This window comes from Roseateles amylovorans (assembly GCF_025398155.2).
GTDB classification, from domain to species: Bacteria; Pseudomonadota; Gammaproteobacteria; order Burkholderiales; family Burkholderiaceae_C; genus Roseateles; species Roseateles amylovorans.
Window position 1 is genome coordinate 3496680 of the sequence record NZ_CP104562.2, and the last position, 23535, is coordinate 3520214.

General features: G+C 66.4%; 19 protein-coding genes and 1 tRNA gene. 9 read left to right on the forward strand and 11 right to left on the reverse strand.

Annotated features, from left to right (window positions below; all coding sequences use genetic code 11):
• Nucleotides 1-10 precede the first annotated feature (10 nt).
• The gene (locus N4261_RS14460; RefSeq protein ID WP_261756004.1) at nt 11-688 is read right to left on the reverse strand and encodes a hypothetical protein; all 678 of its coding nucleotides are present in this window, start codon (nt 686-688) and stop codon (nt 11-13) included.
• A gap of 318 nt (nt 689-1006) precedes the next feature.
• On the opposite strand from N4261_RS14460, the gene N4261_RS14465 reads away from it, so the two are divergent.
• Nucleotides 1007-3865, forward strand: a complete 2859-nt coding sequence (locus N4261_RS14465; protein ID WP_261756005.1) for a valine--tRNA ligase — start codon at nt 1007-1009, stop codon at nt 3863-3865.
• Here the strand turns inward: N4261_RS14465 and N4261_RS14470 are convergent.
• The gene (locus N4261_RS14470) at nt 3807-4781 is read right to left on the reverse strand and encodes an NAD(P)-dependent oxidoreductase (protein ID WP_261756006.1); all 975 of its coding nucleotides are present in this window, start codon (nt 4779-4781) and stop codon (nt 3807-3809) included. The genes N4261_RS14465 and N4261_RS14470 overlap by 59 nt on opposite strands.
• Nucleotides 4782-4865: 84 nt before the next feature.
• Between N4261_RS14470 and galU the strand changes: the two genes are divergently transcribed.
• Complete coding sequence (gene galU / locus N4261_RS14475; protein WP_261756007.1) at nt 4866-5735, forward strand: UTP--glucose-1-phosphate uridylyltransferase GalU; 870 nt, start codon at nt 4866-4868, stop codon at nt 5733-5735.
• 168 nt (nt 5736-5903) lie between these two features.
• Here the strand turns inward: galU and N4261_RS14480 are convergent, their stop codons facing one another.
• The 3 genes from N4261_RS14480 to cysM all read right to left on the reverse strand — a co-directional run bounded on the left by N4261_RS14480 (nt 5904) and on the right by cysM (nt 7794).
• A complete protein-coding gene (locus N4261_RS14480) occupies nt 5904-6131 on the reverse strand; it encodes a sulfurtransferase TusA family protein (RefSeq protein WP_261756008.1) in 228 nt (75 codons plus the stop codon).
• An 82-nt stretch (nt 6132-6213) separates the two neighbouring features.
• The gene (locus N4261_RS14485; RefSeq protein WP_261756009.1) at nt 6214-6741 is read right to left on the reverse strand and encodes an NUDIX hydrolase; all 528 of its coding nucleotides are present in this window, start codon (nt 6739-6741) and stop codon (nt 6214-6216) included.
• Between the two features lie 123 nt (nt 6742-6864).
• Nucleotides 6865-7794: a cysteine synthase CysM gene (gene cysM / locus N4261_RS14490; RefSeq protein WP_261756010.1), complete on the reverse strand. Its 930-nt coding sequence runs from the start codon at nt 7792-7794 to the stop codon at nt 6865-6867.
• A gap of 142 nt (nt 7795-7936) precedes the next feature.
• Between cysM and N4261_RS14495 the strand changes: the two genes are divergently transcribed.
• Both N4261_RS14495 and N4261_RS14500 read left to right on the forward strand, forming a co-directional pair.
• A tRNA-Leu gene (locus N4261_RS14495) sits at nt 7937-8021 on the forward strand.
• Nucleotides 8022-8364: 343 nt separating this feature from the next.
• Nucleotides 8365-8952, forward strand: coding sequence for a rhomboid family intramembrane serine protease (locus tag N4261_RS14500; protein WP_261756011.1), 588 nt, complete (start codon nt 8365-8367; stop codon nt 8950-8952).
• Nucleotides 8953-9246: 294 nt separating this feature from the next.
• On the opposite strand, the gene N4261_RS14505 is transcribed toward N4261_RS14500, so the two are convergent.
• On the reverse strand, nt 9247-10167 hold the full coding sequence (locus N4261_RS14505) for an NAD-dependent epimerase/dehydratase family protein (RefSeq protein WP_261756012.1): 921 nt from the start codon (nt 10165-10167) through the stop codon (nt 9247-9249).
• 268 nt (nt 10168-10435) lie between these two features.
• On the opposite strand from N4261_RS14505, the gene N4261_RS14510 reads away from it, so the two are divergent.
• Nucleotides 10436-11473, forward strand: coding sequence for a CDP-6-deoxy-delta-3,4-glucoseen reductase (locus N4261_RS14510; protein WP_261756013.1), 1038 nt, complete (start codon nt 10436-10438; stop codon nt 11471-11473).
• A 229-nt stretch (nt 11474-11702) separates the two neighbouring features.
• Here N4261_RS14510 and N4261_RS14515 read toward each other — a convergent pair whose 3' ends face one another.
• A complete protein-coding gene (locus N4261_RS14515) occupies nt 11703-12647 on the reverse strand; it encodes an NAD-dependent epimerase/dehydratase family protein (protein ID WP_261756014.1) in 945 nt (314 codons plus the stop codon).
• A gap of 194 nt (nt 12648-12841) precedes the next feature.
• Nucleotides 12842-14056: a glycine C-acetyltransferase gene (gene kbl / locus N4261_RS14520; RefSeq protein WP_261756015.1), complete on the reverse strand. Its 1215-nt coding sequence runs from the start codon at nt 14054-14056 to the stop codon at nt 12842-12844.
• Nucleotides 14057-14320: 264 nt separating this feature from the next.
• Between kbl and N4261_RS14525 the strand changes: the two genes are divergently transcribed.
• Both N4261_RS14525 and N4261_RS14530 read left to right on the forward strand, forming a co-directional pair.
• Entirely contained in the window at nt 14321-14899 is a 579-nt protein-coding gene (locus tag N4261_RS14525; RefSeq protein ID WP_261756016.1) for a helix-turn-helix domain-containing protein, read from the forward strand.
• A gap of 251 nt (nt 14900-15150) precedes the next feature.
• Nucleotides 15151-15402, forward strand: coding sequence for a hypothetical protein (locus tag N4261_RS14530; protein WP_261756017.1), 252 nt, complete (start codon nt 15151-15153; stop codon nt 15400-15402).
• A 29-nt stretch (nt 15403-15431) separates the two neighbouring features.
• Here N4261_RS14530 and N4261_RS14535 read toward each other — a convergent pair whose 3' ends face one another.
• Nucleotides 15432-16670: a YihY family inner membrane protein gene (locus N4261_RS14535; protein ID WP_261756018.1), complete on the reverse strand. Its 1239-nt coding sequence runs from the start codon at nt 16668-16670 to the stop codon at nt 15432-15434.
• A gap of 19 nt (nt 16671-16689) precedes the next feature.
• Between N4261_RS14535 and N4261_RS14540 the strand changes: the two genes are divergently transcribed.
• Both N4261_RS14540 and N4261_RS14545 read left to right on the forward strand, forming a co-directional pair.
• A complete protein-coding gene (locus N4261_RS14540) occupies nt 16690-17103 on the forward strand; it encodes a DUF2069 domain-containing protein (RefSeq protein WP_261756019.1) in 414 nt (137 codons plus the stop codon).
• 143 nt (nt 17104-17246) lie between these two features.
• A complete protein-coding gene (locus N4261_RS14545; protein WP_261756020.1) occupies nt 17247-18653 on the forward strand; it encodes an FAD-binding oxidoreductase in 1407 nt (468 codons plus the stop codon).
• Between the two features lie 181 nt (nt 18654-18834).
• Here the strand turns inward: N4261_RS14545 and N4261_RS14550 are convergent, their stop codons facing one another.
• Together N4261_RS14550 and N4261_RS14555 are read right to left on the reverse strand one after the other, a co-directional pair.
• Entirely contained in the window at nt 18835-22059 is a 3225-nt protein-coding gene (locus N4261_RS14550) for an efflux RND transporter permease subunit (RefSeq protein WP_261756021.1), read from the reverse strand.
• Between the two features lie 20 nt (nt 22060-22079).
• A complete protein-coding gene (locus N4261_RS14555; RefSeq protein WP_261756022.1) occupies nt 22080-23291 on the reverse strand; it encodes an efflux RND transporter periplasmic adaptor subunit in 1212 nt (403 codons plus the stop codon).
• Nucleotides 23292-23535: the final 244 nt, after the last annotated feature.

Sequence of the window (23535 nt, forward strand, 5' to 3'; positions counted from 1 at the left end):
AGGGCACCGTTCACAGGCCAGCCCCCTCACCTGCGCCAGCACCTGCATCGAAGCCTCGGCGCCGCAAGCGGCGCATCAGGAAGCGCAAGGCCTGCTGCTGGTCGAAATCCAGCGCATCGAAGAAGTCAGCCAACGCATTCACCAGCGCTGGGCTGGTGGCCCGCAGGGCCTCGACCTGGCCATCGAACAAGGCCTGCGCCTCGTCGCGGCGGAAGTTGTCGCCCTCGAACAGGCGGGCCACCTCGGGCCCACGGGCCAAGGCCTTCATCGCCCGACGGGGCTTCTGCCAATGCTCGAACAGCGTGGCCAGCAGCGCCTCCTGGGTGGGGCTCAGGTCCAGAAAGGCGCTGGCTCGGGCCTGCAGGCGCTGGCCGTGGCGGCCTTCGGTGTCGGGTCCCAGACCCCCGCCGAAGCCACCCCACCCATGACCGCCAGGGTGACCGTGGCGACCGTGCCCCCCGCCGTGGCGGTGGCCGTGGTGGCCGTGGTGCCGGTGACCGTGGCGTCCGAAGCCCCAGCCGGGCGGGAGCCCGCCGAAGCCGCCGAAGCGATGGAAGATGGCATGGAAGGACAACGGGCCGTAGGGGCCAGCGTCAGGCACAGGGCCGAAAGGGCCGAAGCGAGCATCGTGGCCGTGGTGAGCGTGATGTTCATGATGGTGGCGGCTCCAGCGATGAAACAAGGACATGGTGCGATTCCTGGGTAAAGCCCCGGTGTCGGGGCGGTGAAAACATGTCTGGAATCATTCCCGTCGCCGGCCGGGAGGGCATCTCGGCGCCGTATCGCTGTATGTCGTTTTGTTTCGTCGCGGTCGCGGGAGGGATGCCGGCGGGATGCCGGCGGGATGCCGGAGGGAGTTGCCTCCCCCATCGCCGTCCCCCATCCGGGCCGCTCCGGGGCACTCGCTCTCCTCTGTGCGCCCTCTACAATCGCGCTCCACCCCGAATTCCCCGGCCGACTCGGCCCTCCCCGCCTGTTGACTGCGCCCTGGCGGCGCCGCTGCTCCATGACTGAACTCGCGAAGTCCTTCGAACCCGCCTCCCTCGAAGCCCATTGGGGCCCGCTGTGGGAGTCCAAGGGCCTGTACAAGCCGACGCTGGATCCGTCCCGCGAATCGTTCAGCATCCAGCTCCCGCCGCCCAACGTCACCGGCACGCTGCACATGGGCCATGCGTTCAACCAGACCATCATGGACTCGTTGACCCGCTACCACCGCATGCGCGGCCAGAACACGCTCTGGGTGCCCGGCACCGACCATGCCGGCATTGCCACCCAGATCGTCGTCGAGCGCCAGCTGCAGGGCCAGGGCCAGAGCCGGCACGACCTCGGCCGCAAGAACTTCGTCGCCCGCGTCTGGGAATGGAAGCAGGAGTCCGGCAACACCATCACCCGCCAGATGCGCCGCATGGGTGACTCGGTCTCCTGGGAGCACGAGTACTTCACCATGGACGAGAAGCTGTCCAAGGTGGTGACCGACACCTTCGTCAAGCTGCATGCCGAAGGCCTGATCTACCGCGGCAAGCGCCTGGTGAGCTGGGACCCGATCCTCAAGTCCGCCGTCTCCGACCTGGAAGTCGAGAGCGAGGAAGAGGAAGGCTCGCTGTGGCACATCCGCTACCCGATGGCCGAGGGTGACGAAACCCTGGTGGTTGCCACCACCCGTCCCGAAACCATGCTGGGCGACACCGCCGTGATGGTTCATCCGGACGACGAGCGCTATCAACACCTCATCGGCCGCCAGGTCCGCCTGCCCATCACCGGCCGCCTGGTGCCGGTGATCGCGGACGACTATGTCGACAAGGCCTTCGGCACCGGCGTGGTCAAGGTCACGCCCGCGCACGACACCAACGACTATCAGGTCGGCCTGCGGCACCAGTTGCCGATGATCACCATCTTCACCCTGGATGCGACGGTGGTCGACACCCTCGACGAGATCCCGGCCGCCTACCGGGGCCTGGACCGCTTCGTCGCCCGCAAGCAGATCGTGGCCGAACTCGAGGCCCAGTCGCTGCTGGTCGAAGTCAAGAAGCACCGGCTGATGGTGCCGCGCTGCACCCGCACCGGCCAGGTCATCGAACCGATGCTGACCGACCAGTGGTTCGTCGCCACCAGCAAGCCGGGCGCCGATGGCAAGAGCATCGCGCAGAAGGCGATCGAGGTGGTCGCCAGCGGCGAGGTCAAGTTCGTGCCCGAGAACTGGGTCAACACCTACAACCAGTGGATGACCAACATCCAGGACTGGTGCATCTCGCGCCAGCTCTGGTGGGGTCACCAGATCCCCGCTTGGTACGGCGAAAACGGCCAGATCTTCGTCGCCCATGACGAGGCCGAGGCCCGCGCGAAGGCCACTGAGGCCGGCTACACCGGCGCCCTGACGCGTGACGAAGACGTGCTGGACACCTGGTACTCCTCCGCTCTGGTGCCCTTCTCCACCCTGGGCTGGCCGGAGAAGACCCTCGAGCAGGACCTGTTCCTGCCGTCCTCGGTGCTGGTGACCGGCTACGACATCATCTTCTTCTGGGTTGCCCGGATGATCATGATGACCAAGCACTTCACCGGCAAGGTGCCCTTCAAGCATGTGTACATCCACGGCCTGGTGCTGGATGCACAGGGCAAGAAGATGAGCAAGTCCGAAGGCAATGTGCTGGACCCGGTGGACCTGATCGACGGCATTGCGCTGCCGGAGCTGCTGGACAAGCGCACCCAAGGCCTGCGCCGCCCCGAGACCGCGCCCAAAGTCCGCAAGGCCACCGAGAAGGAATTCCCGGAAGGCATCCCCGGCTACGGCGCGGACGCGCTGCGCTTCACTTTCGCCGCCATGGCCACCCTGGGCCGCAGCGTCAACTTCGACAGCAAGCGCTGCGAGGGCTACCGCAACTTCTGCAACAAGCTCTGGAACGCGACCAAGTTCGTGTTGATGAACACCCAGGGCCAGGATTGCGGACTGGTCGAGCACACCAAGGACCAATGCGCACCGGGCGGCTCGGCCCATGGCTACCTGCGATTCAGCCAGGCGGACCGCTGGATCGTCAGCGAACTGCAGAAGGTGGAGCAGGCGGTGGCCCAGGGCTTCGCCGACTACCGGCTGGACCAGGTCGCCAACGCCATCTACTCCTTCGTCTGGGACGAATACTGCGACTGGTACCTCGAGATCAGCAAGGTGCAGATCCAGACCGCCCAGGCCCACGGGGATGAGGCGGCCCAGCGTGCCACGCGCCGCACCCTGATCCGGGTGCTGGAGACCATCCTGCGCCTGCTGCATCCGATCGCGCCCTTCATCACCGAAGAGCTCTGGCAGACCGTCGCCCCGATTGCGGGCCGCAAGTCCACCGATTACCTGGTGACCGCCGCCTACCCGATCGCGGCGCCCGAGCGCATCGACGAGAAGGCCATCGCCTGGGTCGAGCAACTGAAGTCCGTCGTCGGCACCTGCCGCAGCCTGCGTGGCGAGATGGGCCTGAGCCCGTCCGACCGGGTGCCGTTGCTGGTCACCGGCGACCTGAGCTTCCTGCGTGAGGCCGCACCGGCACTGAAGGTGCTGGCCAAGCTGCAAGGCGTGGAGCTGATCGAGGATGAGGCCGCGTTCAACGAGCAAAGCGCGATGTCGCCGGTGCTGGTGCACGGCGCGACGCGTCTGGCGCTGAAGGTGGATATCGATGTCGAGGCCGAACGTGCCCGCATCGCCAAGGAGATCACCCGCCTCGAAGGCGAAGTCACCAAGGCCACCGCCAAGCTCAGCAACGAAAGCTTTGTGGCGCGCGCGCCGGAGGCTGTGGTGGCGCAGGAGCGTCAGCGCATCGCCGATTTCAGCGCCACTTTGGTTCGCTTGAATGAACAGCTAACACGCCTGGCACCGTCGGCCTGAACTCGGCCTGGGGCTCGGGCGTCGAGAGGATCTCCGAGATCCTCCGCACCACGCTCCAGGCGGCCCGCATCCGTGATTCACGGGTGGTGGCCGCCAACCTGGGCGTGACCTGCAATCCCGGCGCCCCGTGAAGCGGGCGGCCGGGCTCCATCAGCCCCGGCTCCATCAGGTCCATCCAGGCGGCCAGCAACCGGCCGCCGTGCAGCGCATCGGCGAGCGCCTGCTCGTCAAACAGTGCCGAGTGAGAGGTCGACACCAGCACTTGTGACGGTTTGCAATAGCCCAGCACCCGCTCGCCCATCAATCCGCGGTAGCGCGGGAAGTAGGCCAACTGCACGCTGACCGCATCGGCCGCCTGCATCAATTCCCTCAGTCCATAGGGCTCGATGCCCCATTGCGCCCACAGCGGATCAGCATGGTGCAGGCCGGGGTCATAACCGATCACGCGCGCACCAAAAACCGGCAGCAGCGTGGCCAGTTGCCGGGCGGCCGGACTCAGGCCCACCAGCCCCACGGTGGCGCACCCCAGTTCCCGTCCCACCAGCGCGCCATCGGCCGTCTCCACGGCCACACGGCGCAGCAGCGCCAGCAGCGCACCCACCACGAACTCCGCCTCTGCCGAGGCCGTGGCGGTCGGCGCACGCACCACTTCGATGTTGGCGAAGCGGCAGGTCTCCATGTCGATGTTCTCCGCACCGGCGCTGATGCGGCCGACGGCCCTCAAACGGGGGGCGCTCCGGATCATCTCGGCGTCCAGCGCGATCGAGGCGGGCAAGAGAATTGCCTGGGCCTGCGAGACCTGCTCTTTCAGGGCCGAGAGATCCGCCGCCAGTTCGGGCATTGCCAGGACCTGATGACGCTCGGCCAGCCACTCCAGGACATCGGCCTCCAGCGGTTCCAGGACGAGCACTGACATGAGGGATCTTGAGATGTTTGTTTGATTTACTTGCAATGCTGCCATGCAACAATGCCAGCGCAACAACCGTGGGAGTGTACGTAAATGGCCCTGATCAACAAGGCAATCTTTCCCGTCGCCGGACTTGGGACGCGCTTTCTGCCCGCCACCAAGGCTCAGCCGAAGGAGATGTTGCCGGTGGTGGACAAGCCGCTGATTCAGTATGCGGTGGAAGAGGCCTATGCGGCCGGCATCCGCCAGATGATCTTCGTGAACGGCCGCAACAAGCGCGCCATCCCGGATCATTTCGACACCGCTTTCGAACTCGAAACCGAACTCGAAGCCGCCGGCAAGAAAGAACTGCTGGCGATGGTTCACTCCATCAAGCCAGACGACATGGAGTGCGTCTACATCCGCCAGCCCAAGGCCCTCGGCCTCGGTCACGCGGTGCTGTGCGCCCAATGCGTCGTGGTGAACGAACCGTTCGCCGTGCTGCTCGCCGATGACCTGATGGTCGGCAAGCCCCCGGTGCTCAAGCAGATGGTGGACCAGTTTGCCGAATGGCAGGCCTCCATCCTCGCGGTGCAGGAAGTGCCCGCCGAGCACACCAAGCGCTACGGCATCGTGGCCGGCTCGCCGATCAGCGACCGCCTGATGGACCTGACCCACATGGTGGAAAAGCCCGCACCGGAAGACGCGCCTTCGCGTCTGGCTGTGGCCGGTCGCTACATCCTGACCCCGGGCGTGTTCCGCGAGATCGCCAGCCAGCCACGCGGCGTGGGTGGCGAGATCCAGCTGACCGACGGCATCGCCGCGCTGATGCGCCGCGAGAAGGTGTTTGCCTATCGCTATGAAGGCAAGCGCTACGACTGCGGCAGCAAGGAAGGCTTCCTGCAGGCCAACGTCGAGCTGGCGCTGGCCCACCCGGAATTGGGCGCCAGCTTCCGCGAGTACCTGCACGGTCTGGAGTTCTGATCCGCCTGCACCTGCGGTTGAGTCGGCACTGAGCCGGCGCTCCGGGCGCTGGCGCCGTGCTCAGGGACGGCGCCAGCGCCGGTCGGCACTCGGGCACGGGCTCCAGCAAAAAGGCCACGCATTCGCGTGGCCTTTGTCATTCTTGCCGACCGAATCACCGCCCCCCATTCAGCGCCGTTTCAGGACGTGGATGAACTCGTCGCCCACCGTGGATTGCTCCACCAGCTCATTGCCGGTCTGACGCGCAAACGCCTGGAAATCCCGGTTGGACCCAGGATCCGTGGCCACCACCTTCAGCAACTGGCCGCTTTCCATGTCCGCCAATGCCTTCTTGGCTTTGAGGATGGGCAAGGGGCAGTTCAGGCCGCGGGTGTCGAGTTCCTTGTGAATATCCATGATGAGTTCCTTGTGGCCGGCAGACGAGTCCGGCAATCCAGTGGGGCCGCAGGGCCCTGCGCCCGGCCCCGGTGATCCATGTTCAAGTGCGTGGCGGCATCCATCGGGGCGTGATGCCGCGACGAACCAGCCAGTCCGCCAAGGCCTGGCCAGTGCCGGCGGGCCAGCATTCCAGTTGTTCGGGCGGGGTCAACGTGTATTCAATCAATTCCGGCGATAACTGAATGTCACCGCGGGCCGGCACGTGGTACGCAATGATGACCTGATTCTTCTTCTGGAAATCGTAGACGCCGATCAACTCGCAACCCAGCGCCTGCAGCGATGTCTCTTCCAGCACTTCGCGCCGGATCCCCTCCTCCGGCGTCTCGCCCGCCTCCATGAAGCCGGTGATCAAGCCGAAGAAGCGCATCGGCCAGGCCGCATTGCGGGCCAGCAAGACCTGGCCCTCGCGGTCCACGCACTCGACCACGGCTGCCAGCACCGGCGTGGGATTGTCCCAATGGCTGAAGTCGCAGGCCGGACACCGCAACCGTGTCTTGGGACCGCCGTCCTCCGGACGCTCGATCCATTGCAATTCGGCAGCACATTGGGGGCAGTAGCGGAAGGTCATCGCAGGGGTCGGCCTCAAGGGCCCGGTGAGGGTCGAGGATGATTGAAGACGCTTCGCGATCGAGTGGCCGCCCTCCGGGCAGACGGGGTCATCTCATGCCGGGTCATCATCGGCCGGATCCTCTCAAGCCGGGAACACGCCGGTCGACAGGTAGCGATCGCCGCGGTCGCAGACCACGAACACGATCGTCGCATGGGACACCTGACGAGCCAGCTGCAGCGCCACCCAGCAGGCACCCGCGGCGGAGATGCCCGCGAACAGGCCCTCTTCCCGCGCCAGGCGTCGCGCCATGTCTTCGGCATCGGATTGGCTGACCAACACCAGTTCGTCGACGGACTCCGGACGGTAGATCTTGGGCAGATACGCCTGCGGCCATTTCCGGATGCCGGGGATGCGTGAGCCTTCCGCCGGCTGCGCACCGACGATGCGTACCTCGGGGTTCTGTTCTTTCAGGAAGCGTGAGGTGCCGGTGATGGTGCCGGTCGTGCCCATGGCGCTGACGAAATGGGTGATGCGGCCACCGGTGTCCTGCCAGATCTCCGGTCCGGTGGTCTCGTAATGGATGCGCGGGTTGTCGCTGTTGGCGAACTGGTCGAGCACCCGGCCCTTGCCGTCGCGCTGCATCTGCTCGGCGAGGTCGCGGGCGTATTCCATGCCCCCGGATCGCGGTGTCAGGATCAGCTCGGCGCCGAAGGCCTTCATCGTCTGGGCACGTTCGATGGACAGGTCCTCCGGCATGATCAGCACCATGCGGTAGCCGCGGATTGCGGCGGCCATCGCCAACGCAATGCCGGTGTTGCCGGAGGTGGCCTCGATCAGCGTGTCGCCGGGCTTGATCTCGCCGCGCTCCTCGGCGCGTCGGATCATGCTGATGGCGGGCCGATCCTTCACCGATCCCGCCGGGTTGTTGCCTTCCAGCTTGGCCAGCAGCACGTTGCCGCGTGCGGCCAGCTCGGGGGCCAGCATCCGTTGCAGCCGTATCAGCGGCGTCTTCCCGATCACGTCCTCGAGGGTTGGATAGCCCGCAGGATCAAATGCGCTTGCTTCACTCATGGCGCGCATTCTCTCAGGACCGCTTCACTTTGCATGGCATAATGCTTTTCTCTTCGGGGGCCCCGGGTTGCTTTTTTTGGCAATGCGCCTGATCCACGCGATGTGGTTCAGCAACCGTGATCCAGCCCCCTTTGCTGATGCCGCCCGGATGGCGAAATCGGTAGACGCAGGGGACTCAAAATCCCCCGCCGCAAGGTGTGCCGGTTCGAGTCCGGCTCCGGGCACCAGGTCTTCACCTGGTCCGCGTCATCAGCAAACAAACACTTCAGTCCGTCTTCTATTTGTCTGGCCGCCAGTGCGGTACCCGTGGGGTGCTGTGGTGCGGCCGTTTGGTTGCGGCCGTTTGGTTGCGGCCGTTTGGTCGCGGCCGTTTGGTCGCGGCCGCACCCATTGCCGTCTGCACGAACGCTGAAGCGAACACCGAGACCAACCTGCGCCCGGGCCGACGTGGCAGTGCGCCAAGCGCGGCTACACTCGCCCGAACGCCCCAGGTCGATCGCATCGCTTGGGGCATTCGCTTGCGCCGCGCGGCGGCGCCTTCAGAAGCCATTGTTGAAGACGCCCTCCGACATGCCATTCATTCCCCCCGTCACCAAAGCCTTCATGCTCATCTGCGTGGGGGTGTTCTGCCTGCTCGAACTGGTGTCGGGCCTCGGCGGGCTTCAGGTCATGCTGGCCCTGTGGCCGCTCAACAGCGGCAACTTCAGTTTCTGGCAGCCCATCACCTACGCCTTCCTGCATGGCGACGCCTGGCACCTGTTCTTCAACATGCTGGGCCTGTGGATGTTCGGCTCGGAGCTGGAAACCGTCTGGGGTCCCAAGCGCTACACCCAGATGCTGGTGGCCAGCACACTGACCGCTGCGGCGGCTCAACTGGTGTTCACGCTGGTCATGGGCTCCACCGCCCCGACCGTAGGCGCCTCGGGCGCGCTCTTCGGCCTGCTGCTGTCCTACGGACTGCTGTTCCCCGACCGCATCATCATGCCGCTGTTCCCGCCGATCCCGATGAAGGCCAAGATCTTCGTAGCGATCTTCGGTGCACTGGAACTGCTGCTGGGCATCACCGGCAGTGGCGGTATCGCGCACTTCGCCCATCTCGGCGGCATGCTCGGCGCCTGGCTGCTGATCAATTACTGGCGCGGCGCCCGCCGTCGCTGATCGCGAGGGCCATGGCGGCCATGACGCCATGGCGGTCCGCTTGCGATGACAGGCCGATCGTCCTGCCGACATGCGCCCCATGCGCTCCATTTGCACCGCGAGCGCAATGAAGGCCATGTGCCCGCCGGCATCGGATACCTGATCCCCAGCGCGACCGCCCCCGCCGCAGCCACCCCAACAGAAGCCGCCTCAGCGGCTTCTGTCGCTTCTACCGCTTCCACCGCTTCTACCGCTTCAGCGCCCTCTGCAATCTCCGCCCTTTGCGCGCCCTTCGACGTTTCTGGAACGCCCGCCTCAGGGCTCGACCGCCAGCAAGCCGTCCGCCGGCGTGGGATACCGCAGCCGCAACCGCAGCGCGCGTTTGAGTCGGCGGTTGTCCAGCCGGCGCGATTCATTCATGAAGCTCATCTGCATCGGCGAGAACACCGTGGCGGCCTCGGCCCGCGCAATCCGTCCGGGCGGCGCCATGCCGCACACCGATGCCGCCAGATCGAAATAGTCGCCCATCCGCATTTCGCTGTCGTCACTGGCATGCATCACCTGTGACGGGCCGCGCATCAGCGCCAGCAGGCAGGCGCGGGCGAGGTCGTCAGCCTGGATATGGTTGGTGAAGACGTCGTCTTCCTGGCGCAAGACCGGCAGGCCCTTGGCCAGACGTTCCCGCGGATGGCCGCCCTCGCGGTTGTAGGCATAGATGCCGGGCACCCGCAGCACGGTGACCGCACAGCCGACCACCCTCCCCCATTGGCGCAGCTGATCCTCGGCATCCACCCGCCGCCAGGCGCGGTCATTGGAAGGATTCACCGCCCGGGTTTCGTCGATACGTGCGCCGCCGCAGTCGCCATAGACACCGCTGGTGCTGGCGTAGACCAGGCGCCTGGGTGCCGCGCTGCGCGATAGCGCCTGCAGCAGATGGCGGGTGCGCTCATCGGTGCGTCCCTGGGTGGCCGGCGGCGCCAGGTGAAGCACACGGTCCGCCAGGCCTGCGAGACGGCCCAGGCTGGCGGGGTCATCCAGATTGCCCACCAGCGGAATCGCACCCGCCGCGCGAAGCGCCTCGGCGCGCGCCGCGCTGCTGGTCAACGCCAGCACGGTCCAGCGCTGACCGAGCAGTCGCAGCACTCGAAGGCCGACATCACCGCAGCCCACGATCAAGAGGCGCTCACGGCGAGAACGGGACAGACGGAACAACGGGGCAGGATTCGTGACGGACATCGGATCGAGGTCGAGGGCTCAGGCAAAATGGCGAACCAGTTTACGGGTTGTGCCCAGGCGCCGGACAGGGTCTCGCGTCAGCAGGTGCGGCGCTGTCCAGTCGATCGTCCGGTCGATCGTTTGATCCATCGGTCGTGCGACCGACTGGCGCCACGGCGCGAATGCCCCGCACCCCGGTGCGCGACGCCGCGCGGGCCCGCTCGTTTCTGCCTTCTGTTTCTGCCCTCTGTCCGACTTTTTCCGGGTGCCCAGCGCCCCGCTTCAGATCATGAGCTTCCAGGTCACCGTCCTGCCCGCCGGTCGTGCGTATTCCGTCGATGACGACGAAACCCTGCTGGCCGCCGCCATCCGCCAGGGCATCGGCCTGCCCTACGGCTGCAAGGACGGCGCCTGCGGCTCCTGCAAGAGCCGACTGATGGAGGGCCAGGTCATTCACGGGGACCACCAGCCCAAGGCGCTTTCGGCCGAGGAAGAGGCGCAAGGCCTGGTGCTCACCTGCTGTGCGCGGCCCCAGACCGACTGCGTGCTGGAGGCCCGTACCGTCCCCGGCGCCGGCGAGTTCCCGGTGCTCAAATTGCCCAGCCGTGTGATCTCGGTGGACAAGCCGGCAACCGACGTGGCGGTCATCAAGCTGCAACTGCCCGCCAACCAGAACCTGCAATTCCGCGCCGGCCAGTATGTGGAATTCATCCTGCGCGACGGCGCCCGCCGCAGCTACTCGATGGCCAATGCGCCGAGCCGCCTGGGCACGCCGCCCGCGATCGAGCTGCACATCCGGCACATGCCCGGCGGCAAGTTCACCGACCATGTCTTCGGCGCGCTGAAGGAAAAGGACATCCTCCGCATGGAAGGACCGTTCGGCAGCTTCTTCCTGCGCGAGGACAGCGACAAGCCCATCGTGCTGCTGGCCTCGGGCACCGGTTTCGCGCCGATCAAGGCCATCATCGAGCGCATGCAGGATGAAGGCATCACCCGCCCGGTGTCGCTGTACTGGGGATGCCGTTCCAAGTCCGACCTCTATCTGCACGACTGGGCGCTGCAAGCGGCCGAGGCGCTGCCCAACCTGCGCTATGTACCGGTCCTGTCCGAGCCCAAGCCGGAAGACGCCTGGACCGGCCGCACCGGTTTCGTCCATCAGGTGGTGATGGCCGACCTGCCGGATCTGTCGCATCACCAGATCTACGCCTGCGGCGCACCGATCATGGTGGAGTCCGCGCAGCGCGACTTCGTCGCCCGCTGCGCCCTGCCTGCGGAGGAGTTCTACGCCGACGCCTTCACCTCGGAAGCCGACAAGCACGGCACCTGAGCGCCCGGCCCCAGCGATGGGCTGGGACGTTGCCTTGGACGTGGATGTGGCGTTGATCCGGGCGACCGCCCGCAACGGGCGCACGCCCCTCCGCATCAGGGCACGCGCCCTCGCCCCAATCCTGGCGCCATCACGCCTCACCGCGCACTGTGCGGCGCCCAAAACAAAACCGACCGGCGAGTCACTCGCAGGGTCGGTTTTTTTGTTGGATGCCGCTGGGACGTTGGAATCAGGCCGCCTGCTGCGCCTTCAGCGAGGCCAGCATGTCGTCCACCATCGCATCAAGGTCGTAGCCCAGCTTCCAACCCCAGTCTCGCTGCGCCACCGTGTCGTCGATCGACTGCGGCCAGCTGGCGGCGATGTTCTGGCGGAAGTCCGGTGCGTAGCCGATGTCGAACCCCGCGATCTTGCGGCGGATCGAGGCGGCGATCTGTTCCGGCGTGAAGCTCACCCCGGCCAGGTTGTAGCTGCCCCACTCGGTGATCCGGTCCGTCGGCGCTTCCATCAGCTCCAGGGTGGCGCGCAGCGCATCGGGCATGTACATCATCGGCAGCGCCTGGTCTTCCTTCAGGAAGCAGGTGTAGCGGCCATGCTTGAGTGCCTCATGGAAGATCTCGACGGCATAGTCGGTGGTGCCGCCGCCCGGAGGCGTCTTCCAGCTGATCAGGCCGGGATAGCGCAGGCTGCGCACATCGACGCCGTGATTGGCGTGATACCAGCGGCACCAGCCCTCGCCCGCCAGCTTGGAGATGCCGTAGATGGTGGTCGGGTCCATCACCGTGGTCTGCGGCGTCAACTGCTTGGGCGTCTGCGGGCCGAAAGCGGCAATCGAGCTCGGCCAGAACACCCGCTCCAGCTTCACCGTGCGGGCCAGCTCCAACACATTGAGCAGGCCCTTCATGTTCAGATCCCAGGCCCACATCGGATGCTTTTCACCGGTGGCCGACAGCGCGGCGGCCAGGTGATAGATCTGGGTGATGCCATGGCGCTTCACCACGGCGGCCAGCGCGGCCGCATCGGTCACATCCAGCATCTCGTGGGTGAGTTGCGGCACCCGGCCCTGGGGCGCCACATCGCTGGTGATCACCTGGGCATTGCCGTGGCGCTTGGCCAGCTCCACCGCCAGTTCGGAACCGATCTGGCCGTTCGCGCCGATCAACAGAATCTTGGTCATTGGACTTCTTGGTACTTGCTACTTGCTACTTGCTCTTTGCCGCTGCCACTTGCCGCTGCCACTTGCCGCTGCCACTTGCCGCTGCCACTTGCCGCTGCCACTTGCCGCTGCTATTTGCCGCTGCTATTTGCCGCTCGCCAGCGACCGATGAGCGCTGACTGCACGCGACTGGGAAATCAGGGGACCGATGGCGCTCAAGCCACCAGCCCGAGCTCGCGCCCCGCCTGGGCAAATGCGGCCACGGCACGCTCCAGGTGTTCACGCTCATGCACCGCAGAGATCTGCACCCGCACCCGCGCCTGTTCCTTGGGCACCACCGGATAGAAGAAGCCGACGGCATACACCCCCAGCTCCAGCAGACGCGCGCTCAGTTGCTGGGCCTTGACCGCATCGAACAGCATCACCGGGACGATGGGATGGGTGCCCGGCTTGATCTGGAAACCCGCCTGCTGGATGGCTTCACGGAAGTAGGCGGTGTTGGCCTCCAGCTTGTCGCGCAGCGCGGTGCTGGCTTCCAGCAGGTCGAGCACGGCGATCGACGCACCGACGATGCTCGGCGCCACCGTGTTGGAGAAGAGATAGGGACGCGAGCGCTGGCGCAGCAGCTCGATGACTTCCTTGCGGCCGGTGGTGAAGCCGCCCGAGGCGCCGCCCAGGGCCTTGCCCAGCGTGCCGGTGATGATGTCGATCTTGCCGAACACGCCGCGGTGTTCATGCGTGCCGCGACCGGTCTTGCCCATGAAGCCGCTCGCATGGCATTCATCAATGGCCAGCAGCGCGCCGAAGCGGTCGGTGATCTCGCGCATCTTGTCGAGCTGCGCAATGGTGCCGTCCATCGAGAACACGCCGTCGGTGAACACCATCACATGACGGGCGCCCGCGCCGCGGGCTTCGGTCAGCTGGCGCTCCAGGTCGGCCATGTCGTTGTGCTTGTACCGATAGCGCTTGGCCTTGCACAGGCGAATGCCGTCGATGATGGAGGCGTGATTCAGCTCGTCGCTGATGATCGCATCCTGCTCGCCGAGCAGCGGCTCGAACAGGCCGCCGTTGGCATCGAACGCGGCGGCATAGAGGATGGTGTCTTCGGTGCCCAGGAAACGGGCAATGCGCTGCTCCAGCGTCTTGTGGATGTCCTGGGTGCCGCAGATGAAGCGCACCGACGACAGGCCGTAGCCATGCGTGCGCAGTGCCTCATGCGCCGCCTCCAGCACCTGCGGATGCGCCGACAGTCCCAGGTAGTTGTTGGCGCACAGGTTCAGCACCTCGCGACCGTCCTTGGTCTTGACCATCGCACCCTGCGGGCTGGTGATGATGCGTTCGTTCTTGAACAGGCCCGCGTCGCGGATGCCCTGCAGCTCGGTCTGCAGATGGCGGTAGAAGTCGTCGGTCGTCGGTGCTTGGGTGGTCATGCGGGAGCTCCTGCGGCACAATCCGTTAAATCGAACGCGTTCGTTATATCGAACAGCCGTGCAGTATCAAGGAATCGCCGTAACGGGTCAAGATGGCCTGCAGCCTGCGTCACGAGCGGAGGCCGTCCCGCGTACCGCGCCGGCCCAGGCCTGCGGGTCGCGTTCAGTTCCCGATCAGGCCCCCGCTCAGGTCCCCGCTCAGTCCAGGTTTGCTTCCCTGTCTGAATCCCTGCTTCAGTGACCGTTCTCGCCGCCATCCGCCTCATGTCCGCCATCCCCTCCGAAAAGCTAGAACCGCCCCGCGTGGGCGCCACCTTGCAGGCGCTGCGCCAAGCCCAGGGCCTGTCGCTGGATGAACTCTCGCGGCGTGCCGGCGTCTCGAAGTCGATGCTCTCTCAAATCGAGCGCAATCAGGCCAATCCCACAGTGGCGGTGGTGTGGCGCCTGGCGAACGCGCTGCGGGTCGAGCTGTCCGAACTACTCGGCGGCGAGCGCCCCGCCGCGCCGCCGATCGAGGTGGTCGCTGCGCATTCGACGCCCGGCCTGTCCAGCCCGGACGGTCAATGCCGACTGCGCATCCTGGGGCCGATCGAGCTGGCGGGGCAGTTCGAGTGGTATGAGCTCACAGTGCAGCCGGGCGGCGCGCTGGAGTCCGCCGCCCATGAGCCGGGCTCGCGGGAGCACCTGAGCGTGCTGGTCGGCGAGCTGGAAGTGACGGTCGCTGGCGGCAAGCAGCAGGTCAAGACCGGGGAGACCGCACGCTATGCGGTGGACGGCGCCCACGCCATCCGCAATCCGGGCAAGAAGCCCGCCACCGCGTTGCTGGTGGTGCTGCACGCCTGAGCCAGCGGCCCGACACGCTGCTCCGGATCAATCTCATCGATTCTCATACGGCTTGTTACGGCGCGCGAGTAGACTCCTCGCCACAATGATCCGTTCGAGAGGCGAGGGAGCGATCAAGGCAGTTCATCAAGATGCATCAGCGCTCACCCCATTCAGCGAAAGCCGACCCCACACCGAACCCTTCCCCGGACAGCAACATCCGCACCCTGCATCTGGTCCCGCCCACGTCGAACGTGGACACGGACTCCCAAATGAAGCAGCTGGCGATGCTCGAAGGCACCGCGCGCTTGCGTCGGGCCGAGCAGCGCGTGCGTGACGGGCTGGTCACCCCGCACATCGACCGCCAGCCGCCTGCCGATGGCATGCCCACCCACACGGCGCCCCGTATTGCCGGGCGGCGCCTGATGCCCAACCACGACCGTTCCCCACTGCGCCGCTATGCGGTGCCGCTCGGGGCGACGGTGATCATTCTGGTGGGGCTGCTGATCGCGTTCTGGAAGTGACGATGGGCGCCCCGAAGCGCCCCAGTCCCCTACTTCGCCATCACCGCCTGCAAGCTCAGCCGATCCCAGGCCGCCTGCGACCAGAGCGCGTCCAGGCCCTGGTTGCGCGGCACCAGCAGCGTGCGGATGAGCGGCTTCGCCGGCGTGGTCTCCGGGTCGCAGAGCAGCACCAGCCGCTGGGCACCGTCCTCTTCCAGGCGGCCGATCCAGTCGAGCTCCTGAAGCTGGTCGATCACCGGCTCCATCTGCAGCGAATCCACGCACAGCCGCTGTGACAGCGACAGCATGGTCAGGCCGGACTCCCCCTCGGCGCGAGCGCGCACGAGCTCCCGCAGGACATCCAGCGCCAACTCGAGCTGCATGCTTGGGGTGTTTCGCCGAACGCTCACGCCGCCGGCCAGCGCCGGCGCATTGGCCGCCAGGATCGCGCCCAGCAGCACGATGGACCAACCCACATAGATCCAGATCAGGAAGATCGGCACCGCCGCGAAGGCCCCATAGAGCGTCGAAAAGGTCGGCACCTGCTTGACATACCAGGCCAATGCCGACTTGGCCAGATGGAAGGCAATGGCCACGAAGCCCGCACCCAGGAAGGCATGGCGCCATCGCACATCGGTGTTGGGCACATAGTGGAACAGCGCCGCCACCGCGGCCCAGAGCACCAGCAGGTCAACGCTGGACAGCAGCACGATCAAGCCGCGCGGCAAGTTGTCCACCAGATCGCGGCCGGTGGTGATGAGGTAGCTGGTGAGCGTCAGGCTACCGCCCAGCAACAGCGGGCCGAGGGTCAGCGCGGCCCAGTAGACCAGCACCCGCTGGGCGATCGGCCGCGGACGCCGGACTCGCCAGATCTGGTTGAGGGTGCGGTCGATGGTGAGCATCAGCGACAAGGCCGTCACCGCCAGCACCACCAGGCCCACCGCCCCCAGCCGATTGGCCTTGGCCGCGAACTGGGTCAGCGACGCCAGCACCGGGCGCGCGATGTTGTCCGGCACCAGCGATTTGAGGAAGTACTTTTCCAGCGCGCCCTGGAAGGCCGAGAACATCGGAAAGGCGGTGAACAAGGCCAGCGCCACCGTCAGCAAGGGCACCAGAGAGATCAGCGTGGTGAAGGTCAGGCTGCCGGCGGTCAGGCCCAGCCGCTCCTCCCGAAATCGCTCAACGAAGGTCCTGAAGGTGCGCAACCACGGCCATTTCAGCAGTCCTCGCCCGACTTCGCGCAAACCCTCGCGCCAACCGTGATCCGCCACACTCTCTCTGATATTCATGCTGGCTATGATGCCAGCCATGTCAACCCTGGACGCGCCCCTGCGCGCGGCGCCCACGCCGCGTACCGAACCCACCCCGCGTGAGCGCCTCAGCCGCCATGTCGCCTTCGGCGGCACCCTGTCGCTGGCGGTGCTGTGCCTGGGCTGGGAACTCTGGTGGGCGCCGATTGGCCAAGGCACCTTGGCAATCAAGGCCGTGCCGCTGCTGCTGCCGCTGTTGGGGCTGTGGCGCTACCGGCTCTACACCTTTCGCTGGCTCAGCCTGATGGTCTGGCTCTACATGACCGAAGGCCTGGTGCGCAGCACCTCGGACCGCGGCCTGTCCGCCGGTCTGGCAGCGGGCGAAGTGGCGCTGTCCCTGATCATCTTCATCGCCTGCGCAGCCCATGTGCGCCAGCGGCTCGGCGAGGCCAAGGCCAAGGCGGCACCATGACGTCCCTCCCCACCTCCGAGGCCACTTCCGCATCGACGCTCGCATCCACGTCGGCGGCGGGGTCCACCTCTGCATCCACGTCGTCATCTGCGTCGTCATCCACGTCTGCATCGGCGTCAGCTTCAGGGCCGGACGCCGCGCTGATGTCCTCGCTGCGCGCGCTGCTGGGCGAGGCCCATGTGCTGCTGCCCTCCGAGCACGGCGCGCACGACCTGGACGGCTTCCAGCGTGACTGGCGCAAGCGCTATCACGGTCGCGCGCTGGCGGTGCTTCGTCCGGCGGACACCGCCCAGGTGGCCGCCATCGTGCAGTTGGCGCGGGCGCACCGGGTGGCGTTGGTGCCGCAAGGCGGCAACACAGGCCTGGTGGGCGGCGGCGTGCCGGACGCCTCGGGCACGCAGCTGCTGCTCAGCCTGCAGCGCCTGAACCGGGTGCGGTCGCTGGACCCTGCCAACCTGACCATGACCGTCGACGCCGGTTGCGTGCTTCAGAACGTGCAGCAGGCTGCGCAGGACGCCGGGCTGCTGTTCCCGCTCAGCCTGGCCGCGGAGGGCAGTTGCACCATCGGCGGCAATTTGTCGACCAATGCCGGCGGCACGCAGGTGCTGCGTTACGGCAATGCCCGCGAGCTCTGCCTGGGGCTGGAGGTGGTGACCGCAGACGGCCAGATCTGGGACGGCCTGTCTGGTCTGCGCAAGGACAACACCGGCTACGACCTGCGCGACCTTTTCATCGGCGCGGAGGGCACGCTGGGCGTGATCACCGCCGCCACGCTGAAGCTCTTCCCGCAACCCCGGGCCCGGATGACCGCGCTGGCGGCCTGCGAGTCCCTGCGTCAGGCGGTCGACCTGCTGGGCCTGGCGCAATCGCAATGCGGCGCCTCGCTCACCGGGTTCGAGGTGATGAATGCGCGTGCGCTGGCGCTGGTCCAGAAGCACTTTCCGCAACTGGCGCAACCGTTGGGGCCACAGCCCTGGACCGTGCTGCTCGAACTCTCGGACAGCGAAAGCGAGACCCATGCCCGCGGCCAGTTCGAAGGCCTGCTGGAGCAGGCGCTGGAGCGCGAGATCATTGCCGATGCCGCCGTGGCCGGCAGCCTGGCCCAGAGCCAGGCCATGTGGCACCTGCGGGAGTCCATCCCGCTGGCGCAAAGCGAGGAAGGCCTGAACATCAAGCACGACATCGCGCTGCCGGTGTCTCGCATCCCGGACTTCGTCGACCGCTGCGACGCCCTGCTCGCCCAGCAGTTCCCCGGCGCGCGTCTGGTCAACTTCGGCCATCTGGGCGACGGCAACCTGCACTACAACCTGCAATCGCCGGAGGGTGTGGATCCGGCCGAGTTTCTGCGCGCCCAGGAAGACGCCGTCAACCATCTGGTCTATGACCAGGTGATGGCGCATGGCGGATCGATCTCCGCCGAGCATGGCATCGGCCAGCTCAAGCGCGACGAACTGGCGCAGCGCAAGAGTCCGGTCGCGCTGCAGCTGATGCGCCAGATCAAGCAGGCGCTGGATCCGCTGGGGCTGCTGAACCCGAACCGGGTGCTGTGACAGGCCGCCCATCGATCGCGTCGACAGCCGGCCCACGGGCTCGCATCCGCTGAGCGGAGGTCTGGGTGCCAAGTGCGCCGGCCGATCCCGCTCGGCCAAGTCACCCGCTCGGCGCGATCCGGAAAAGAAAGAGCCGCCCATTTGGGCGGCTCCTTGTCACCTCCAGCAGCTTATCGGGCGCTCAATCCGCGCCGTGTGCCTGCAGCTCGGTCGCCCCGGTCTGGCCGCGCACGCGGCGGACCACCGCCCTCAGCACGCGATAGACAAAGCGCACCAGCGTCAGGAACGCGATGATTTCGAGGATGCCCAGCACGACCGCGGCGAAGGTGTTCCAGCGCGCATCGCGGGCACGGAAGGTCGCCGCGAAGCTGTCGCGCTTGATCTCGATGCTGTCGTAGAAGCTCGGCACCATCAGCAGCGTCAGGAAGGTCGAGGTGATGGTGCCGCCGATGATGGCCACCGCCATCGGGCGATAGAACTCACCGCCCTCCCCGATGCCCACCGCCACCGGCAGCATGCCGGCGATCAGCGCGAAGGTGGTCATCAAGATCGGCCGGAAGCGCTTGCGGCCGGCATGCATCAGCGCCTCTTCGCGCGGCACGCCGTTGGCTTCCTCCTGGCGGGCGGCATCCAGCAACAGGATGGCATTCTTGGCCACCAGACCGGCCAACATGATGATGCCGATGAAGCTCATCAGGTTCAGCGTGCCCTTGGTCAGCAGCAGCGCCACCACCACGCCGATGAGCGACAGCGGCAGCGACAGCATCACGCCCAGCGGCGCGGTGAAGCTGCCGAACTGCATCACCAGGATCAAATACATCAGACCGATGCCGGAGGCCAGCGCGATGCCCATCGCGCTGAAGACCTCGCTCTGATCCTTCGACGCCCCCGCCAACTCGATGCCGTAGCCCGGCGGGAAGTTGATGGACTTCGCCAGGTCCAGCGCGGCGCGGGTGACCTCTCCCGACGAGCGGCCGTGGGCATTGGCCGACACGGAGATCATCCGCTTGCCGTCGGCATGCTGGATCTTGGCCGGTCCCTTGCCCATGGTCACGGTGGCGATCTGCTCCAGCGGCACCATCATGCCGGTGCCGGTCACGGCGATGGGCAGGCGCTCGATGTTGGAGGCATCCACCCGGTCTTCCGGCAGCAGCCGCACCGCCACGTCGCGGGTTTCGCCGCTCGGATCGATCCAGTCGCCCACCTCCACACCGGCGAAGGCCACCCGCAGCGCACTGGCGGCATCACCCACCGAAATGCCCAGGGTGTTGGCCAGCCCGCGGTTGAGCTCGATCTGCAGCTCGTTCTGCGGATCCTGCTCGGAAAGACCGACATCCACCGCACCCGGGATGCGGCGCAGCTTCTCCATGTAGTCGGTGGTGATCTCCATCAGCTTGCGGGAGTCCGCACCGGAGAAGCGGATCTGCACCGGCTTTTGCGCGCCGTTGTTCAGATCGTCGAGCACCACATACTCCGCGCCGACCAGGCGCGCCACGCGGGTGCGCAGGTCGGCGGCGATTTCCGCCGCGCTGCGCTTGCGCTGGCTGCTCTTGCCGAGATCCACATAGATGCGGCCACCGCTGGCAGTGACGTTTTCATTGGTCGCCTCGACTTCGGCAATCTCTCGCGCCAGCGCAGAAGCCGCGCCCATCTTGAGGCGTGCATATTCCAGGCTGGATGAGGCCGGCGTGCGGACCTCGATCGCGATCATGCCGGCATCCGACTGCGGCAGGAAGCTGGTGCCGCCGAACTTGACCTGCAGGCCGATCGCGGCGACGAAGCTCAGGATGGCGAACGCCGCCATCCACTTGCGGTGATGCAGCGCCCAGGCAATGACGCGGCCGTAGCCGTCGGCCTGATGGTCAAACCATTCGTTGAAGCGCGCCAGATTCCTGGACACCCACCCCGTCTTCGGTGCCGCGTGATGCCCCGGAGGGTCGCCCCAGAACGCCGACAGCATCGGATCCAGGGTGAACGAGATGAACAGCGAGACCAGCACCGAGGCCACCACCGTGAGCCCGAAGGGACGGAACCATTCGCCCGACACGCCCGGCATGAAGGCCACCGGAATGAACACGGCCACGATCGAGAAGGTCGTCGCGGCCACCGCCAGGCCGATTTCCGCCGTGCCGTTCAGGGCGGCGGTACGTCGGTCCGCGCCGCGCTCCATGTGGCGCACGATGTTCTCCCGCACCACGATCGCATCGTCGATCAGCACCCCGATGGCCAGCGACAGCCCCAGCAGGCTCATGAAGTTGAGGGTGAAGCCGCACAGCCACACCGCGATGAACGCCGCGATCACCGAGGTGGGCAGCGACAAGGCGGTGATCAGCGTGGACCGCCAGGAGTTCAGGAACACATACACCACGAAGATGGTCAGGCCGGCGCCGAACACCAGGGCATGGATGACGTTGTTCAGGCTGTCCTGGGCATCCTGTCCGCCATCCTGGATCACTTCGAGCTTGGTGCCTTGCGGCAGCGTCTTGCCGATCTCGTCGACCAGCGCCCGAACCTCCTGCGCCACGCTGACGGTGGAGGCATCGCGGGAGCGGGTGACCATGATCCCGACGTTCGGGTGACCGTTGCGCAGCGACAGGCTGCTCTGCTCGGCGAAGCCGTCCTTCACCGTGGCCACCTGACCCAGCCGGATCAGCTCGTTGCCGCTGCGTTTGACGACGATCTGATTGAACGCGTCCGGCGACTCGATCCGGCCCAGCAGACGGATGCTCTGGTCTTCGAGCTGACCGCGCACCTTGCCGACCGGCGCGGTGGTGTTCTGCATCCGCAGCGCATTGACGACTTCGGTGACCGAGACATTGAACTCACGCAGCTTCTGGGCGCTCAACAGCACCGACAACTCGCGCGACAGCGAGCCGTTGACCGTCACCGTGGCCGCGCCCGGAATGGCGCGGAAGCGGTCGGCGAACTGGTCCTCCGCCATGCGCGAGATCTCGGCATGCGTGAGCGTGCTGGAGGACAGCGCCAGCTGCATGATCGGCTGGGCCGAGGGATCGACCCGCTGCAGCACCGGCTCGCGCATTTCGGTGGGCAGCTTGTGGCGGACGGCGGCGATCGCATTGCGGACCTCGTCGGCCGCCTCGATCATGTTCTTGTCGAAGTTGAAGAACAGCAGCAGCTGGGCGGAGCCTTCGCCGGAGGTCGACCGCACCTCGTTGACGCCGGAGATGCTCTGCAGCGACTTCTCGATGCGATTCATGATCTCGCGCTCGGAAGTCTCTGGCGACGCGCCGGGGTAGCTGATGCTGACCACCAGCAACGGCAGATCCACATCGGGCCGCTCGTTGACCCGCAGCTTGGACAGGGCCAGCAGGCCCAGCGCCATCAACGCGATGATGACCACAATCATCGCGATCGGCTTCTTGACCGAGAAATTGGAAAGGAACATGGCTCAGCCTCCTGGGCGCGTCATTGGGCCGAAGCGGCTGACGCCATCGGCAGAGCAGGCACGGCGGTGCCGGCGGCGGGCGCGCCGGTGCTGCCGGTCATCGCGGGCACCTTGCCCGTGGCGGCCAGCTTGGTCAGTTCCACGCGCTGGCCATTGATCAGCGTGCTGGCCGGATTGCGCAGGATCTGGCTGCCTTGCTTGACGCCGCTGTTGACGACATACAGGCCTTGCCGGTCATCCCGAGCGCCCAGTCGAACTTCGGTCTTGGCGATCTTGCCATCCGCGACCGCCCAGACATAGGCCTTGTCGCCCTCTCGCATCAGGGCGCTGTCGGCGACCATCAAGGCGGACACGCTGCTGGACTGCACCCGGCCTTCGGCATACAGACCGGCCACGCCGGGCTGCTGCTGGCCCGCGAAGTCCACCAGCACTTCGACCTGCCGGGTGTTGGCATTCGCGGCCTGGGCGATGCGGCGCACCTTGCCCTGGAAGTCCACCTGCGGATAGCCGTTGACGCGGAAGTACACCGTCTGGCCCAGTTTCAGTTCGGACATCCGGTCGGCGGACACCAGGCCCTCGAAGCGCATGCTGGCGGGATCCATGACCTTGATCAGTTCCTTGCCCAGTTGCGCGGAATCGCCGGGCGAGACCTTGCGGTCGCTGACCACGCCGTCGAACGGTGCACGCACTTCGGTGCGTTGCTGCTGCTGGCGAGCGGTGGCCACCCGCGCCTTGGCGGCGACCAGGTCGCTCTGGGCGTTGTTGCGGCGGATCTCGGCGTCTTCCATCGCCTGGATGGAGCTCATGCCTTGGGCTTGCAGGGTCTTGAGCCGTTGGTACTGCCGTTCGGCCTGGTCGAAGCTTTGGGAAGCGGCGCGGGCGGATTCGTCGGCGGACTGGACGGAATCGCGGATGGCGGTGTCGTCCAGACGGACCAGCAGATCGCCGCGCTTCACGCGTTCGCCGTTCTCCTTGTGCACCGACAGCACGATGGCCTGCAGCTCGGCGCGCAGATCGGCGCGGCGCTCGGGCTGGATGGACCCGGTGATCACCGGGCCGCTGGCGTACGCACTGACGCCCAGCGTCTGAAGATCCTCGGGGGCAACGAGCAGACTGGGTGCGCTGGCGGCGGCGCTGGCAGGGTCTGCCTTCTTCTTGTCGCCTTCGGCAGGTTTGCCGCAACCGGCGAGCAGGGACGCAATGACAAGGGCAAGCAGCGTCGGACGCAACATGAAGCGGGCTCCGGGATTCTGGTCAGATGGGCGTAAAGAAACTTTTCGGGCGCAAAGCGCAAAAAGGCGCGCTAGCTTAACGTCAATAACCCCACGTGAAGGTGGTCACACCTGCGGTCTATCCCTGCTTTCTGACGTTCCATCGCAACCCTTGACCGGGAGACTTGGTCCATCGGCCGCTTTCGCTGGTTGACCCAGGACAAACCCTCACTTGAAGCGAGCGGGCGTCGGGATGGCTTCCATG

Bases quoted from the DNA above. Each gene is read 5' to 3' on its own strand.
- N4261_RS14460 (WP_261756004.1), bottom strand. From the start codon at position 688: ATGTCCTTGTTTCATCGCTGGAGCCGCCACCATCATGAACATCACGCT.
- N4261_RS14465 (WP_261756005.1), top strand. From the start codon at position 1,007: ATGACTGAACTCGCGAAGTCCTTCGAACCCGCCTCCCTCGAAGCCCAT.
- N4261_RS14470 (WP_261756006.1), bottom strand. From the start codon at position 4,781: ATGTCAGTGCTCGTCCTGGAACCGCTGGAGGCCGATGTCCTGGAGTGG.
- galU (WP_261756007.1), top strand. From the start codon at position 4,866: ATGGCCCTGATCAACAAGGCAATCTTTCCCGTCGCCGGACTTGGGACG.
- N4261_RS14480 (WP_261756008.1), bottom strand. From the start codon at position 6,131: ATGGATATTCACAAGGAACTCGACACCCGCGGCCTGAACTGCCCCTTG.
- N4261_RS14485 (WP_261756009.1), bottom strand. From the start codon at position 6,741: ATGACCTTCCGCTACTGCCCCCAATGTGCTGCCGAATTGCAATGGATC.
- cysM (WP_261756010.1), bottom strand. From the start codon at position 7,794: ATGAGTGAAGCAAGCGCATTTGATCCTGCGGGCTATCCAACCCTCGAG.
- N4261_RS14500 (WP_261756011.1), top strand. From the start codon at position 8,365: ATGCCATTCATTCCCCCCGTCACCAAAGCCTTCATGCTCATCTGCGTG.
- N4261_RS14505 (WP_261756012.1), bottom strand. From the start codon at position 10,167: ATGTCCGTCACGAATCCTGCCCCGTTGTTCCGTCTGTCCCGTTCTCGC.
- N4261_RS14510 (WP_261756013.1), top strand. From the start codon at position 10,436: ATGAGCTTCCAGGTCACCGTCCTGCCCGCCGGTCGTGCGTATTCCGTC.
- N4261_RS14515 (WP_261756014.1), bottom strand. From the start codon at position 12,647: ATGACCAAGATTCTGTTGATCGGCGCGAACGGCCAGATCGGTTCCGAA.
- kbl (WP_261756015.1), bottom strand. From the start codon at position 14,056: ATGACCACCCAAGCACCGACGACCGACGACTTCTACCGCCATCTGCAG.
- N4261_RS14525 (WP_261756016.1), top strand. From the start codon at position 14,321: ATGTCCGCCATCCCCTCCGAAAAGCTAGAACCGCCCCGCGTGGGCGCC.
- N4261_RS14530 (WP_261756017.1), top strand. From the start codon at position 15,151: ATGAAGCAGCTGGCGATGCTCGAAGGCACCGCGCGCTTGCGTCGGGCC.
- N4261_RS14535 (WP_261756018.1), bottom strand. From the start codon at position 16,670: ATGAATATCAGAGAGAGTGTGGCGGATCACGGTTGGCGCGAGGGTTTG.
- N4261_RS14540 (WP_261756019.1), top strand. From the start codon at position 16,690: ATGTCAACCCTGGACGCGCCCCTGCGCGCGGCGCCCACGCCGCGTACC.
- N4261_RS14545 (WP_261756020.1), top strand. From the start codon at position 17,247: ATGTCCTCGCTGCGCGCGCTGCTGGGCGAGGCCCATGTGCTGCTGCCC.
- N4261_RS14550 (WP_261756021.1), bottom strand. From the start codon at position 22,059: ATGTTCCTTTCCAATTTCTCGGTCAAGAAGCCGATCGCGATGATTGTG.
- N4261_RS14555 (WP_261756022.1), bottom strand. From the start codon at position 23,291: ATGTTGCGTCCGACGCTGCTTGCCCTTGTCATTGCGTCCCTGCTCGCC.